Here is a 14,737-nt window from a genome sequence, read left to right as displayed (position 1 = left end):
GACAACGCGAAATCACCAACCCCCAGCCACGACCGGCCGGCAACACCCCAACTCCAGTCGCCACTCTCCGGATCACGGCCGATCAAGGACGCCGCGCCGGTCCAGGTCCCCTCCCAGAAGTTCCCGAGCCCGTGCCCGACAGACTCCGTGCAATTCCGGCTCTCCTCCACCGGCCGCCCCCACGACGACACATCCGGATTCGCATCCAACGCCGCAGCCGTGATCGCCTGCGCAGGGACAGCACACACCGTGGTCAACTCGGCCTGGATCGTGTTCGCACACGTCGCCGCCGCCGTCGACACCGACTCGATGATCCGGTTCAACTCGCCCAGCAACGACGCGTTCTTCTCCACCGCCGGTCCATGCTCGTTCCACGGGATCGTGGTGTACGCGTGCGGATCCATACTCGTCCCCGCCAACTGCTCCTGCCCATGGGCACCCGACTCCCAGTAGCTCGTGAACGTGAAGCTCCCGTACGCCTCAAGATTCGTCACCTGATACCCGGCGAGCGCCTCGGTCCGGAACGCGACCGCACGCTCCTCGAACTCGGCAAGAGTCGGCTTGATCCCATCCAACGCGGCCGCATACGTCTCAAGCGCAGCACCCACACGCGTCGTCACCCCGCTCATCACCGCCGCACCAGACACCGCCGGACCCATCAACCCATACACAGCCTCCCCATCCGGAGACTCGAACACCCCCGGAGCCTGCAAACCCCTCCACGCCGACTGCGCATCCCCCGCCGCACCAGCCACACCCTCACCGAGCCCCACCACATCGCCCGCACTACCCGTGATCAAAGACGTATCAAGATCAGCAGACCTGAAAGGAAACGCAGCCGGATTGATCAACGCACTCTCATCGACCGGACTCGACATACCCGCTACCCCGCCCGATACCCGTGCTCATCGAAAAGGTCGCCGCCTTCACGCCCCGATGGCCACGCCGCAACGCCGCCTCCGACCGAACCAGCAGTCTCCATTGAGAACTTCACGATCCATCACAACCCTCCGGATGTCCCGTTCAGTCTCACATCGCCGGGGGTCACGAAACCCACCAGCGAAGGACCAGTGACGCCGGGGTCAGCCGCGGGCGGCCCGCGCGAGGTACTCGGCGACCTGCCGCTCTGTCGCGTGGCGGGGAGTCTCCCGCCCGTCGCGGACCGACGACTCCCAGTCGGCGACGAAGGACAGCGCCTCCTGCACGGCCAGCGTCGGGCGCCAGCCGAGTTCGGCGTGCGCCTTCGCCGAGTCGAGGGTCAGCAGCCCCGCCTCGTGGGGCCCGGTCTCGCCCGCTCGCTCCCAGCGGCCGTCGCCCCACAGTGCGCCGAGCCGGTCGGCGACCTCGCCGACGGTGAGGGCGTCCTCGGCCGGGGGGCCGAAGTTCCACGCCGTGTCGTGGCGGGCGGGATCCAGCTTCTCGGCGAGCGTCAGGTACCCGCTCAGCGGTTCGAGCACGTGCTGCCACGGCCGCACCGCCTGCGGGTAGCGGAGGACGGCCGGCCGGCCCGCGGCGAATGCCGAGATGAGCTCGGGGATGAGGGCGTCGGGGGTCGCGTCCCCGCCGCCGATGACGTTGCCGGCCCGGGCCGTCGCCACCGCGTACCCGTCGCGCGGGTAGGACACCGCCATCGAGTGGGTCACGAGTTCGGTGGCCGCCTTGCTCGCGCTGTACGGATCGTCGCCGCCCAGGTGGTCGGTCTCGCGGTAGCCCCAGAACCACTCGTTGTTGCGGTACACCTTGTCGGTGGTGACGACGACGCACCGCGTCACCCGCTCGACCGCACGGGCGGCCTGCAGCACCGACAGCGTCCCGTCGACGTTGGTCGAGAACGTCTCGCGCGGGTTCGCATACGACTCCCGCACGACCGACTGTGCGGCCAGGTGCAGCACCACCTCGGCTCCCGACGCGTCGATCGCCGCGGTCAACGCGGACGTGTCGCGAATGTCCCCGCGCACATCGCTCGCCAGGACGCCGGACACGCCGGCCCGGTGGTAGAGGAAATCCGCGGGCGTCTCCAGGGCGTACCCGTGAATCCGTGCGCCCATCCTTTCCAGCAAAAGGCATAGCCACGCGCCTTTGAAGCCCGTGTGCCCCGTGATGAAAACGGGACAATCCCGCCAGTACTCCGCCTGCATGTGGCCACGGTATCGTGAGCGCTGTGTCCCCCGCGGGACCAGGTTCAGCGCCATCGCCTCACGCGGGCCGAACCCGGCGAGCGCATGGCCTTCTCGGGCAGGAGCAGCATGAGTCAGCCGAGCACGTCGTCACCTCGATCCTTCGCCACCTCCAACGCCGCACAGGCACGGCTCCACGAACTCATCCCCGGCGGCGCGCACACCTACGCCCGCGGCTCCGATCAGTGCCCGGAGTTCATCACCCCGATCATCGAGCGCGGCGAAGGCGCCCGCGTCCTCGACGTGGACGGCAACTGGTACGTCGAGTACGGGATGGGCCTGCGGGCGGTCACGCTGGGCTACGGCTACCGGCCGGTCGTGGAGGCGGCGACCGCCGCGGCGGCGGGCGGCCTGGGGTACTCGCGGCCCAGCATCTGGGAGTTGCGCGCGGCCGAGTGCTTCCTGGGCCACGTGCCCGGGGCCGACATGGTGAAGTTCGCGAAGAACGGCTCCGACGCGACGACGGGCGCGATCAAGCTGGCCCGCGCGTACACGGGCCGCGACATGGTGGCCGTCTGCGGTACGCAGCCGTTCTTCTCGGTGGACGACTGGTTCATCGGCGGCACGCCGATGAACGCCGGCATCCCGCAGGACGAGATCGACCGCACCGTCCGCTTCACGTACAACGACCTCGCCTCCGTGGACGACCTGCTCGCCCGCTACCCCGGCCGCATCGCCGCGCTGATCCTGGAGCAGGCGACCGCGACGGCCGAGCCGGCACCGGGGTTCCTGGAGGGGCTCCGCGAGCGGGCCGACGCCGACGGCTTCCTGCTGGTGTTCGACGAGATGATCACGGGACTGCGGTGGTCGGTCGGCGGCGCCCAGGCCGTCTACGGCGTCGTCCCCGACCTGTCGACGTGGGGCAAGGCGATCGGCAACGGCTTCAGCGTGTCCGCGCTCGCCGGCAAACGGGAGTTCATGGAGCTGGGCGGCCTCAACACCGACCGCTCGCGGGTCTGGCTGCTGTCGACGACCCACGGCGGCGAGACCACCGGCCTGGCCGCGCTGCTGGCCGTCTACGACACCTACGACCACCACGACGTCGTCGGCGAGATGGAGGCGCAGGGCGAGCGGCTCCGCGCCGGACTCACCGACCTGACCCGGGCGCACGGGCTGTCCGACCACGTCCCCGTCCTGGGACGCTCCACCTGCATGGTCTTCGGCACGAAGGACGCCGAGGGCAAGCCGTCCCAGCCGTTCCGGACCCTGTTCCTGCAGGAGCTGCTGAAGCGAGGAGTGCTGTCCCCCTCGCTCGTCATCTCCTGGGCCCACACCGACGACGACATCTCCCGCACGCTGGAGGCCGCCGACGGCGCGCTCGGCGTGTACGCACAGGCCCTCGCGACCGGCTCGGTCGACGGGTTCCTGGAGGGACGGCCCGTCGCCCCGTCGGTCCGCGAGTTCGCCGCCCCCCGCCGGCTGCGGGCGTGACGTCCCCCACGATGGAGGTGTGACATGAAGGTGGTGCTGTTCTGCGGAGGCCTCGGGATGCGGATGCGGACCGGTGAGGATCCCCTGCCGAAACCCATGTCGAGCATCGGTTCCCGGCCGATGCTGTGGCACATCATGCGGTACTACGCCCACTTCGGGCACACGGAGTTCATCCTGTGCCTCGGCTACGGCGGGCACGTCATCAAGGACTACTTCCTGAACTATGAGGAGACGACGTCCAACGATTTCGTGCTCTCCCAGGGCGGCGCGAAGGTCGAGCCGCTCAACACCGACATCACCGACTGGACGATCACCTTCGTCGACACAGGCCACGAGACGCCGATCGGCGAGCGGCTGCGCAGGGTGCGGCGCTACCTCGGCGACGACGAGATGTTCCTCGCCAACTACGGGGACGGCCTGTCCAACGTCGACATGGACGATCTGGTCGCACGCCTGCCCGACACGCACGTCGGCAGCCTGCTCGCGGTCAGCCCGCAGGACTCGTTCCATGTCGTGGGGATCTCTCCCGAGGGGAACCTCACCGGGCTGGAGGCCGTCGCCGACCTGGACATGCGGATCAACGGCGGCTTCTTCGTGCTGCGCCAGAGCATCTTCGACTACTTCGACGAGGGCGAGGACCTCGTGACGCACGCCTGCCTGCGTGCGGCGGCGGAGGGACGCTTCGCGGCCAACCGGTTCGACGGCTTCTGGGCCTGCATGGACACCGTCAAGGAACGCAACCAGCTCGAAGAGCTCAACCGCTCGAACACCGCCCCGTGGAAGGTGTGGCTGCCCGGCAGGCCGACGCACCCCGCCTCCGACCCCGCGCCCGCACCGATCCCCGACTGACCGACGAGAGGACACCGACGTGACCCTTGTGCTGCCCCCCGGGGACCTCAGCGTCGTGTGCATCGGGGCGCACCCCGACGACATCGAGATCGCCTGCGGCGGGACGCTGCTGCGGCTCGCCCGTGAACGCACCCTGACCGCCGACCACCTCGTCCTGACCGGCTCGCCGCTGCGGCGCGCCGAGGCGCAAGCCGCCGCGGCCGCCTTCGTGCCCGGGACGCAGGTCGAGTTCGGCAGCGACGACGACACCTTCGCCGACGGGTACCTGCCCGAGCGGTGGGCCGACGTGAAGCGCCGCGTCCACGAGCTCGCCGCCCGGCGCCCCTCGCCCGACATCGTGTTCGCTCCCCGTCCCGACGACGCCCACCAGGACCACCGGCTGCTCGGCACGCTGGCGCCGACCGTGTGGCGGAACTCCCTCATCCTGCACTACGAGATCCCCAAGTGGGACGGCGACATCGGGCGTCCGCCGGTGTACGTGCCGCTCCCCGACGCGGTGGCCCGCGAGAAGGTCGACCTGCTGAACGCCTCCTACCCGTCGCAGCACGACCGGGACTGGTGGGACGACGAGCTGTTCCTCGGCTTCATGCGGGTGCGCGGCATGGAGTGCAAGCACCGCTACGCCGAGGCGTTCACCACCGCCAAGCTCGTCGTGGAGCTGTAGGCCCCCGACCGCCGCGGTTCGAGGGCCAGCCGGTATGCCTCAAACCCGACCGGGCGAGGCACAGCGGCCCGGCCGCGGGACGATCAGCGCCCCTGCGAGGCCTCCGCGGCCCGCGCGGCCCGTCTCGCCCGGAACTTCCCGACCGACGGGCTCACCCCCACGAAGTTGAGGACGTCGCGCACCATCGCGCGCCAGCGCGGGAACACCCAGGCAGGTCCGACGACCCCCCAGCTCCGCAGCCGTTCCGGCAGCGGAAGACCGCTGTGGGCGATACCGGTGTAGATCCCGATGTTCGTGCGCGTCTCCGCGAACGACATGCGGGGCCGGCTGCCCGGCGTGAACCACCCGGTGTTCGTGACACCCTGCACCGACACCTGCGAGTCGTGGCGACGCTGGTGGAAGACGAGGCTGGGCGTCACCTCCAGCTTCCCCTGGCACATGAGCTCCACGAGAAGGACGACATCGTCGCCCAGCACCGAGGTGGTCCCCCGCGTGCGACGCAGCGCATCCTGCCGGATGACGCCGTACATGACGTGGAAGGCCTGCGCCCGCAGGAAGTTCCGGATCCGCTCGTGCGGAGTCCGGGCGTCCATCCCCATCCTCGTGTCGTTCAGCGTCTCCGTGATCTCCCCGTGTTCGTCGATGATCTGCGTGCGCGGGCAGGCGAGGACGACCGACGGCCCGGCGGCGTCGAGCGCATCGATGCACTCCGACGCGAAGCAGGAGAGCTTGATGTCGTCGGCGGCCATCCAACTGAAGAACTCCGTGTCGGCGAGTTCCAGCACGTTCTGGTAATTCCAGATGCCGCCGCGGTTCTCCTCGTAGCGGCGATAGTCGATGCGCGAGTCCGCCGCCGCGGCCGCCCGGCAGATCTCGGCCGTCGCGTCGGTCGACCCGTTGTCCGAGACCACGATGCGAATGTCCTCCACATCCTGGTTCTGCAACGACTCCAGCGCCGATCCCACGAAACGCTCACCGTTGTAGACCGGCATTCCGAACGTCAGTCGTGCCATGTCATCCTTCCGCGCCTCCCTCGCCCCACCTGGGCTCTTCGTCCTCGCCGCCCCGGGGCGCCTCCGCAGGGACGACACGTCCCGCGCCTCGTCAGATCCCGAACCGGCATGCTACGCGTCCCTCCCCGATGTCGCGCGGCAGGGCCGCGGCCATCCGCGCCACGGAGGAGAGCTCCGCCGATGCACGGGCCGGGGAGGCGACAGGACGGGCAGGACCGTGACCCATTCGCGGTCGAGCCTTTCACGCGCCTCGGTCACCAGTCGTGCGATTCCGTCACGCAAGCCGGGGTCGGCGGCGGCCCGGGACACCAGCGCCGCCACCTCCGCGGGAGAGAACGCCTCCACGTCGACGTGCTGGTCGGGACGATCGAGCTGCAGCAGCAGGGCCCGGTGCTTCTCCCCGTAGCCGACCGAGACGATCGGCGTCTGCGCGATCAGGGCCATGACGAGGGTGTGGAACCTCGTCCCGACGACGACGGACGCCCGTGCCATCGTGCGCGTGAGAGCCTCCGGGGAGCGGGCCTCCACGACGCCCACGTCATCGCTGCCGGCCTCCGCGGCGAGCCTGCGCGCGACGCCGAGATCCACCTCGTCGCCGCCGACGAGGTCGACCTTCCACCCTGCCGCGAGAAGGTCGCCGACGAGCTCCCGGCAGGACGCCACATACCTCCGGTTGGCCGCCTCGGCATCCGGCTCGCTGTCCCTGCCCCAGTAGTCCATGACCCCGACGACGACCCGGTCGGGCTCCCGCTCCTCCGCCGCCGGAGCGTCCAGCCACAACGCGAGGTCGGCCACGACCGCGTCGTCCCCCGCCGCCGCCACCCCCGTGCGCACCATGCACTCGCGGGACGCGGCGTCCCGATAGGAACGGTACGACGCCGCCCGGGCGGCGCCGCGGACGAAGAACCGGGCGATCGCACGGGGAAGGTATTCGACCCCGATGTCCAGCAGGACGAAGGACCGGCCACGCAGCCGTGCGGCCACGCCCAGCGACCAGATCTCGAACGGCGTCCCGAACGCACCCGACCCGTACCGCTCCAGCCCGCCCGTCCCGGCGATCACAACGCTGTCCACCGTCCCGACCGCCTCGAAGGCGCCGCGGACGAGGCGGAGCCGGTTCATGCCCGTCTGCCAGAGCCGGGCGAGCCGGGAGCCGTGCGACGCCGCCGGCGCCCCGAGGCGACGGGCGGGCACCCCGTGCAGGCTCGTCGCGGCCCCCGGATCCTCGCAGAACAGGATCGCGTCCGCGCCGGCGACCCTCAACCGACCCAGCAGCGCGGCGAGCGTCGCCTCGTTGCCGAAGTTCCCGCGGCCGAAGACACCCCAGACTCCGACGCGTGGCCTCGTGCCGGTGACGTTCGCCTCCATGTCCACCTCGGCGATTCCGCGATCTCCACGACGCGCCATACGACCCCCCTGCGTCCATCCCGTTCGTCGCGCGTGATGCTGCTCCCGGCCCGCGTCGCGCGCCGGAGTCCCCCGGGTAACAACTATCGTCCACCGACGCACCGATGTGGAGTGCCGTCCGGTCACCCGAACACGGGACTTGTGCGATCCCCCGAAGCCGACGCGGAAATGCGCGGCGGCAAGCACCTCGTCGCAGACCTCCTGCACAGCGGGCGTGACGCGGTCCGACGGCCGATCCGGAACGCCGTGGGGCCTGGTCGCAGGACCGCGAGCGGGAGGGCGCCCGCGACCCCTACCCGCCGCGCGCGCTCCAGGCCGACACGGCGGCGATGGCGACGACGTAGTCGGACTCGGTCTGCAGACCCATGAACGGCGTCGGCAGGCCGCCGGCCATGCCCGTGTAGTTCACGGCGAGCATCCGGGTGCCGCGGATCGTCGTCCAGGGCACCTCGATCCGCACGGCGCTCGCCTCGACGGCGTCGATCCGGAAGACGACGACCCGTTCCCAGAACTGCCCGGTCTGCGTCGCGACCGTCTGCCACGACCCGTCGGCGGTCCGCACCGAGACCGTGTAGTCACGCAGACCCGCCTCGCAGCAGGTGATGCTTCCGCTCGCCACCGCGATCCGGTCGATGGTGGTGGCCTCGGCCAGCGGGATCTCCACCGACGGATGCTCGTCGACCCCTCCTCCGGCGGCCTGCCCCGACCTCCAGGGCCGGTACGGGTTGACCGTGCCCGAGGTGATGATCTGCGCGTCGGCCTCCTCGTGCGTCGAACTGGCCGTGACCGGACGCCCCTTCAGCAGATCGGTGCCGTACTCCTCCGGCGACGCGATGGACAGGCTCCTCCCGTCGGCGACGGCGAAGAACTGCGGTCCCGTCGTCAGCGTGACCTGCGCCCGGCCGTCCTCGACCGCCACCGTCCGCGTCGCGCCGTACTGGTCGGTGACCGTCACCTCCGGCGCGTCGGTCACGACGACCGCGTCCAGGCGCGCCTCGCTCGTCCAGGATGCGAGCAGGTCGGAGCCGGCGGAACCGGCCAGCCGCATCGTCGTGCTGAACGGGACGCCCGTCGTCTCGACCGTGGGCGTCTCCCGCCCGGCGAGCAGGTGGGAGACGGCCGCGGAGGTGAGCCCGCCCGGCTTCACGTACGACCCGTGCTGGATGAGCGACCAGCTCAGGTTGCTCTCCCCCCAGCCGCCCTCGCTGAAGAAGTAGGTCCAGCCCGCGACGCCCTCCTGCCGGTACCACAGCAGCTTGCGGGCCACGTTCGACCCCTGCGCCCAGAACGCGCTCGCGCCGTCGGCCCACCAGCCCGACTCGGTGTCCCACAGCGGCAGGTCGGCGCAGTCACTGCCCAGGGCCGTCCGCAGTTCGTCGAATCCCTTGCCGGACTCGGAGAAGCCCTCCTCCTCCCAGGACCGGTTCCACCCCGTGTAGGGATGCACGGCGACGGCGTCCACGACCGAGCACAACGACGTCGTCGCGGCGCTCGACCACCAGTCCGTCACGAAGCCGAGCGTGTTCCCGGCCAGCACCAGCGCGTCGGCGTTCGCCGCATGGGCCGCCCGCGCGAACGGGATGTCGACCCGCTCGGCGACCTGCGCCCCCGTCAGGGAGGACAACGTCGCGTTCGGCTCGTTCCACGGCGACCAGGACGTGATCTCGGGCGCCTGCCGCGCGAACTCGGCGACGAGGACACCGACCCACCCGCCCCACGTCCCGGCCGTCACGGCCGCCTGCTCCGCGTCCCCGCCGCTGCCGACCTGGACGATGAGCCGGACATCGTTGGCCGCGGCGTACTCGCCGGCGGCCCGCAATCCGGCGAAGGCCGCCGCGACCGAGCCGTCGGCGCCTTCGCCCGCCCCCGGCAGCGCCGACCAGGTGATGCCCGCGGCCGACGGGGACGCCGTGGGGTCCTTCACGAGGTCGCCGAACGCGAGCTGCACGCGGTGACTTCCGGTGCCCAGCCGGTCGGCGAGCTGCACGCCGCGCAGCGGTCCGGGACCGCCCCAGTCGGCCCCTTCGGCGAGGCCGCCCAGGTCGAGGTCGGCGCCCTCGGCCCCGACGCTGTACCGCAGGCACGTGCCCGACAGCACGGAGTTCGACGCGGTGTCGACGAGGGAGACATCGACCTCGTAGGCGCCGGGCCTCGCCTCGGGCAGGGTGAGGGACGCCTCGCCGCCGCCGACCGCGACGGCGACGGTGCGCTGCTCCTGCACCACCGGATCGGCCAGCGTCGGGTCGCCGGAGACCGAGTACCGGATCTCCAGCCCGCTCGCGGCGTCGTCCTCGCCGAGCCTCCCCCACCCGTCCTCGAACCGGATCGCGGCAGCCGGGGTCCGGCCCGCGTCGAAGTGGTTGAACGGCTGCGACGTCACCGCCCCGATCCCGACGCCGAGCTGCGCCAGCGCCGAGAGGGTGCCCGCGGTGGTCTCGACCGGCTCGGCGAGCCTGTCCCGCGCCTCGTCCTCGGTGACCCGCACGATCCGCTCGGCGCCGTCCTGCGTGACGACGAACCAGTACCCGCCGTCGACATGGACGGCGTTCGCACTCTCGGCGAACGACCACTCCTGCTGCTCGTTCAGCCAGATCCCGGAACGCACGCCGAGGGAGTCCACCCACTCGACCCCCTTCGCGGGGTCCACCAGCAGGAACCCGTCGCCGGACGGTCCGGGCAGGACGCTCACGAGGCCCTCCAGCCGCGACGTCGCCGACTGTCCGAGCGCGACGTCACCCGTGCCGGTCGGGGCCTGGAGTCGCACCTGCCCCGTCGTCGCGTCCGTCACGGTGAGCAGGCTCACGGCGTCCGCGGCGGGAGCCAGCCCCGCGACGCTCGTGCCGTCGACCGCTCCGACCACGGTCGTCCGCAGATCGTCCTGTGTGCCGAGGTAGGTGCCGTCCGTCCGGAAGGCGTGGACGGTGCGCGTCCCCTCGCCGACGAGGAGCGCGGGCGATCCGGAGAGGTCGTCGACCCATGTGACGCCCTGCAGGTCGAGCGGATGCCCGGTCGACTCGTCGCTCGTCGGCACGGGGAACGAGTCCTGCAGCGATCCGGACGGGTCGAAGCGGACGAGGGCGCGGCGGCCCTGGTACGAGTCGATCGCGTAGATGCTGCCATCGGGCGCGACGGCCGACCGGCCGTTCCAGTGCGCCGCCTCGCTCGTGTCGCGTTCGACGTCGATGTCGTAGCGGCGCTGCAGGGTGCCGTCGCCGTCGTAGACCGCGACCCGCGAGCCGCCGCCGTCGAGGGAGCGGATCGTCGTCACCGTGTCGGCCGTGGCCGCGAGCCCCACCAGGGTGCCCGATCCACCGTCGCCGACCGGGAACCCGGTGAGCGGGGCGCTCTCGGTGTCCTTCGCGCGGTTCGCCACGAGCCGCGACAGCAGCTCGCCGGAGAAGCCGCACACCGGCGTCACCGAGCCGGCGAGATCGCTCGACGTCGGGGCGGAACCGCCATCGTCTCTGGTCGCCAGATACGTCACGACCGATGCGACGACGACGACCGTCACCCCCACGATCCCCGCCGCGAACCACCTGCCACGAGCCATGTCACCCCCCTGAACACCGCCGTGCTGCCCCCATTCTCTGCGGCGGCCCGGCCGTACCCAAGCCCGGCCGCCGTCCGGCCCGCCCCGAAAGAGGCGATTGCGCGATGAGGGACGTCCGGGCATCCTCGGGGTGCACACTCGTTCCAGGCAGGTGGCAGAACGCGAGGAGCGCAGCCGTGACCAACGTGTACCACGTCATAACCCCCGGGGATCACTATTCGCCCCGCACCGGTTCGGCGATCCCGACCGTCGTGCACGGGCTGTCCACGGGAGCCGCCATCGCGGGCGACGCGGACCGCTACCCGCCGCACATCGTGCTCCAGGACGACACCTTCCGCCCGCGCTACGAGTCCGCCCGGCCCGTCGAGTACGCCGGCGTCCCGGCGCCGAACGCGCGCGAGCGGTACACCGACGCCGCCCTCGGCCTCCTGGGCGTTCCGCGTAGCGGCAACGTCCGCTACTACACCCCGGTCGCGCAGCGCCTCGCCGCCGAGCCGGCCGGGATCGTCCTCGCGCACAACGCGACGATCATGCCGTGGCTGCTGCGCGACAGCGACCACGCGGTCATGCTGTACGCACACAACGACCTGCTGCGGTCCTATTCGCGGCGAGAGGCGACCCGTGTCGTCGGCGGCGCGGAACGGCTGATCTGTGTGAGCGAGTCGTTGGCCGCGCAGCACCGCGACCACCTGCCGGCGTCGCTGCACGACCGCATCCGCGTCGTCGGCAACGGCGTCGACGCCGACCACTTCCACCCCGCTGCGACCCGCGAGCCGGGACCGCTGCGCGTGCTGTTCATCGGCCGCGTCCTTCCCATCAAGGGGCCCGACATCCTCCTCACCGCCGCCGGGATGGTCGAGCGGGACGACATCGAGTACACGATCGTCGGCAGCAGCACGTTCGCGCGGGACGCCCCGCTGTCGGACTACGAGAAGGAGCTGAGGGCCCTGGCCGAGCAGGCGCACGGGACGGTGACGTTCCAGCCGTTCGTGCCCCGCCCCGACCTGCCCGCCGTGCTGCAGCGGGCCGACATCCTCGTCCTCCCGTCGCGGTGGCCCGACCCGTGCCCGCTGACGGTGGGGGAGTCGATGGCGACGGGGCTGCCGATCGTCGCGGCCCGGATGGGGGGCATCCCGGAGTCGCTCGGGGACGCGGGCATCCTGTTCGATCCGGAGCAGCCCGCCGAACTGGCTGCGGCCATCGAGAGGCTCGCCGCCGACGAGGAGCATCGCCACGCGCTCGGCGCGGCGGCGCGGGCGCGGGCGCTGGCCCATGACTGGACCTGGTCGTGGCGCCGCCTGGCCGCCGTCCTGGACGAGATCGACGTCCCCTGAACGACCCTGCCGGCCTGATGGCCGGTGCAACTAGAGTGAGCGACGAGGACGGCAGAGGGGAAGCGACGATGAGGATCCTCCACGTCGTGCGTTCGGATGCGTTCTACGGCGTGGAGCGCTACATGGCGACGCTCGCCACCGCCCAGGCCCGCATGGGCGACGAGGTGGTCGTGGTCGGCGGGCAGGGCGACCGGATGCGCGCGGCACTGGCCGGCAGCGGTGTCGCCTTCGCGCCCGGCGACTCCCAGGCGGACGTCCTGCGCGCCTTGTGGGCAGGGCTGCGGCCCGCCGACATCGTCCACGCCCACATGACCGAGGCCGAGTTCGCCGTCGCCGCGGCGCAGCGGGTACGCCTCCAGCCGACGCCCGTGGTCGCCACCCGGCATTTCGCCCGCCATCGGGGGGCGAGCCGGTTCGGCGCCCTGGTGTCCCCGTTCATCGCACGACGGCTCGACGGGCAGATCGCGATCAGCCGGTTCGTCGCCGACCGGATCGAGGGCGACAGCCGGATCATCCACCCCGGCGTCCCGGCGGCCACGCAACCGAGTGCGGACCGTCGCCCGATCGTCCTCGTCGCGCAGCGGCTGGAGGCCGAGAAGGAGACCGGTCTGGCACTGGACGCCTTCGTCGCGTCCGGGCTGGCCGCCGCCGGCTGGCGGCTCGAACTCGCCGGCAGCGGCGCGCAGGAGGCGGAGTTGCGGGCGCGGGCGCAGGAACGGGGCCTCGCCGACGCCGTCGCCTTCCTGGGACGCCGCGACGACGTGCCCGCCCTCATGGCCCGCAGCTCGCTGTTGCTGGCGACCGCGCCGGCCGAGCCCTTCGGTCTCACCGTCGTGGAGGCGATGGCCGCGGGGCTGCCGGTGGTGGCGGCGGCCGCGGGCGGCCACGTCGAGTCGCTGCCGGCGGCCACCCTGCGCTACGGCTTCGACCCCGGCGACGCCGCCGCGGCCGGAACGTCGCTGCGCACGCTGGCCGAGAACCCCGACCTGCGCGCGCACCTGGCCGCTGTCGGCCGCGATCGTCATGCCACGTCGTTCACCCCCGAGGCTCAGGCGGCCGCGACGCGGACCTTCTACGAGGACGTCCTCGGAGGTACGCCGTGAGCGCCGCGGCCCGGCGGGTCGTGGTGGTGGACCACACCGGCCAGCTCGGCGGCGGCGAGATCGCCCTGCTGCGGCTCCTGCTCGCGCTCGGTTCACAGTGGGACGTCACGGTGCTGCTGCTCGCCGACGGCCCGTTCCGCGCCGAGCTCGACCGGCACGGCGTCCACACCGAGGTGCTCCCGCTCGCCGAACGCACCGCGACGCAGAGCCGCGGCGGCCTCACCGACCCGCGGGTGCTGGCGCGCACGGGCCGCGACTCCCTGGCCTTCTCGCGGGAGCTGGCGGCCAGGCTGCGGACGCTGCGCCCCGACCTCGTCGTCGCCAACACGCTGAAGGCCGCCGTGCTGACCGAGCTGGCCGCATGCCGCGCCCGACTGCCGTGGGTGTGGCACCTGCACGACCGGCTCAGCCCCGACTACCTTCCGCGTCCGGTCGTCGCCGCCATGCGGCTCCTGGCGCGTCGAGCACGGCACGTCGTGGCCAACTCGGCGGATGTGGCCGGCCTGACCCGCCTGCCGGCCAGGCGCGTCTCGGTGGCCCACCCCGGCCTGCCCGCCGACGCCTATCGCGATCGTCACGAGGATCCGGACCCGCCGGTGTTCGGGCTCCTCGGCCGCATCAGCGAGACGAAGGGGCAGCGGGAGTTCATCGAGGCCGCCGCCGTCGTCGCCCGGGAGTTCCCGGCCGCGAGGTTCCGTGTGGTCGGCGCCGCCCTGTTCTCCGACCAGCCGTACGCCGAGGAGGTCTCGGGGCTGCCGGCCCGCCTCGGCATCGCTGACGCGGTGGACTTCGCCGGGTGGGCCGACGACCCGAGGGCGGCCATCGACGGCTTCACGGCCCTCGTCCACGCGTCGCCCGTCCCCGAGCCGTTCGGCCAGGTCATCGTCGAGGCGATGGCTCGCCACGTCCCTGTGGTCGCGACCCTCGGCGGGGGTGTCGGGGAGATCCTGCAGGCCCCGGCCGGAACCCGTCTCGGCGACGGCTCCGTGCTCACCACGCCCGTCGGTCGCCTGGTCGGCCCGCACGACCCGCCCGCGCTGGCCGCGGCGATGTCCGCCGTGCTGCGCGACCCGGCCGGAGCCCGGGCGAGCGCCGTCGCCGCCTCCGCCGCGGCGCGGAGCCGGTTCAGCTCCGAGGCGACGGCCGAGACCGTCTCGGCGGTCTGGTCGGCTGCCGCGCGCCCGCGCTGACCGGTCCGATACCCTGGTC

General features: G+C 72.1%; 11 protein-coding genes. 6 read left to right on the top strand and 5 right to left on the bottom strand.

Annotated features, from left to right (window positions below):
• Positions 1–620 (bottom strand): hypothetical protein (locus G555_RS0104570; protein WP_156887433.1); only part of this gene is annotated, 620 nt, incomplete at its 3' end.
• Positions 621–1,082: 462 nt separating this feature from the next.
• Positions 1,083–2,138: a CDP-glucose 4,6-dehydratase gene (gene rfbG / locus G555_RS0104565; RefSeq protein ID WP_028707959.1), complete on the bottom strand. Its 1,056-nt coding sequence runs from the start codon at positions 2,136–2,138 to the stop codon at positions 1,083–1,085.
• 108 nt (positions 2,139–2,246) lie between these two features.
• Here rfbG and G555_RS0104560 point away from each other — a divergent pair, with 108 nt between their 5' ends.
• From G555_RS0104560 to G555_RS0104550, 3 genes are read left to right on the top strand one after another with little or no spacing between them, the layout of a single operon-like run.
• Positions 2,247–3,608: a glutamate-1-semialdehyde 2,1-aminomutase gene (locus G555_RS0104560; RefSeq protein WP_028707958.1), complete on the top strand. Its 1,362-nt coding sequence runs from the start codon at positions 2,247–2,249 to the stop codon at positions 3,606–3,608.
• Positions 3,609–3,632: 24 nt separating this feature from the next.
• Positions 3,633–4,457 (top strand): glycosyltransferase family protein, encoded by an 825-nt coding sequence (locus G555_RS0104555; protein WP_028707957.1) that lies wholly within the window; start codon positions 3,633–3,635, stop codon positions 4,455–4,457.
• Between the two features lie 19 nt (positions 4,458–4,476).
• A complete protein-coding gene (locus tag G555_RS0104550) occupies positions 4,477–5,121 on the top strand; it encodes a PIG-L deacetylase family protein (protein ID WP_028707956.1) in 645 nt (214 codons plus the stop codon).
• Between the two features lie 83 nt (positions 5,122–5,204).
• Here G555_RS0104550 and G555_RS17960 read toward each other — a convergent pair whose 3' ends face one another.
• The 3 genes from G555_RS17960 to G555_RS0104535 form a co-directional block, all read right to left on the bottom strand.
• On the bottom strand, positions 5,205–6,134 hold the full coding sequence (locus G555_RS17960) for a glycosyltransferase family 2 protein (RefSeq protein WP_051208440.1): 930 nt from the start codon (positions 6,132–6,134) through the stop codon (positions 5,205–5,207).
• A 111-nt stretch (positions 6,135–6,245) separates the two neighbouring features.
• On the bottom strand, positions 6,246–7,541 hold the full coding sequence (locus tag G555_RS0104540) for a polysaccharide pyruvyl transferase family protein (protein ID WP_028707955.1): 1,296 nt from the start codon (positions 7,539–7,541) through the stop codon (positions 6,246–6,248).
• Between the two features lie 292 nt (positions 7,542–7,833).
• Entirely contained in the window at positions 7,834–11,091 is a 3,258-nt protein-coding gene (locus tag G555_RS0104535; protein ID WP_156887432.1) for a galactose-binding domain-containing protein, read from the bottom strand.
• Between the two features lie 176 nt (positions 11,092–11,267).
• On the opposite strand from G555_RS0104535, the gene G555_RS0104530 reads away from it, so the two are divergent.
• The 3 genes from G555_RS0104530 (at position 11,268) to G555_RS21075 (ending at position 14,718) form a co-directional block, all read left to right on the top strand.
• The gene (locus G555_RS0104530; RefSeq protein ID WP_028707953.1) at positions 11,268–12,425 is read left to right on the top strand and encodes a glycosyltransferase family 4 protein; all 1,158 of its coding nucleotides are present in this window, start codon (positions 11,268–11,270) and stop codon (positions 12,423–12,425) included.
• A gap of 68 nt (positions 12,426–12,493) precedes the next feature.
• Complete coding sequence (locus tag G555_RS0104525) at positions 12,494–13,528, top strand: glycosyltransferase family 4 protein (RefSeq protein ID WP_036921259.1); 1,035 nt, start codon at positions 12,494–12,496, stop codon at positions 13,526–13,528.
• The gene (locus tag G555_RS21075; protein WP_028707951.1) at positions 13,525–14,718 is read left to right on the top strand and encodes a glycosyltransferase; all 1,194 of its coding nucleotides are present in this window, start codon (positions 13,525–13,527) and stop codon (positions 14,716–14,718) included. Before G555_RS0104525 ends, G555_RS21075 begins: the two co-directional genes overlap by 4 nt.
• Positions 14,719–14,737: the final 19 nt, after the last annotated feature.

This window comes from Propionicicella superfundia DSM 22317 (assembly GCF_000423465.1).
Taxonomy (GTDB): Bacteria; Actinomycetota; Actinomycetes; order Propionibacteriales; family Propionibacteriaceae; genus Propionicicella; species Propionicicella superfundia.
The sequence above is the reverse complement of the archived record's forward strand: the minus strand, read 5'-3'. Positions and strand labels throughout refer to the sequence as shown.

Bases quoted from the DNA above. Each gene is read 5' to 3' on its own strand.
- rfbG (WP_028707959.1), bottom strand. From the start codon at position 2,138: ATGCAGGCGGAGTACTGGCGGGATTGTCCCGTTTTCATCACGGGGCAC.
- G555_RS0104560 (WP_028707958.1), top strand. From the start codon at position 2,247: ATGAGTCAGCCGAGCACGTCGTCACCTCGATCCTTCGCCACCTCCAAC.
- G555_RS0104555 (WP_028707957.1), top strand. From the start codon at position 3,633: ATGAAGGTGGTGCTGTTCTGCGGAGGCCTCGGGATGCGGATGCGGACC.
- G555_RS17960 (WP_051208440.1), bottom strand. From the start codon at position 6,134: ATGGCACGACTGACGTTCGGAATGCCGGTCTACAACGGTGAGCGTTTC.
- G555_RS0104540 (WP_028707955.1), bottom strand. From the start codon at position 7,541: ATGGCGCGTCGTGGAGATCGCGGAATCGCCGAGGTGGACATGGAGGCG.
- G555_RS0104535 (WP_156887432.1), bottom strand. From the start codon at position 11,091: ATGGCTCGTGGCAGGTGGTTCGCGGCGGGGATCGTGGGGGTGACGGTC.
- G555_RS0104525 (WP_036921259.1), top strand. From the start codon at position 12,494: ATGAGGATCCTCCACGTCGTGCGTTCGGATGCGTTCTACGGCGTGGAG.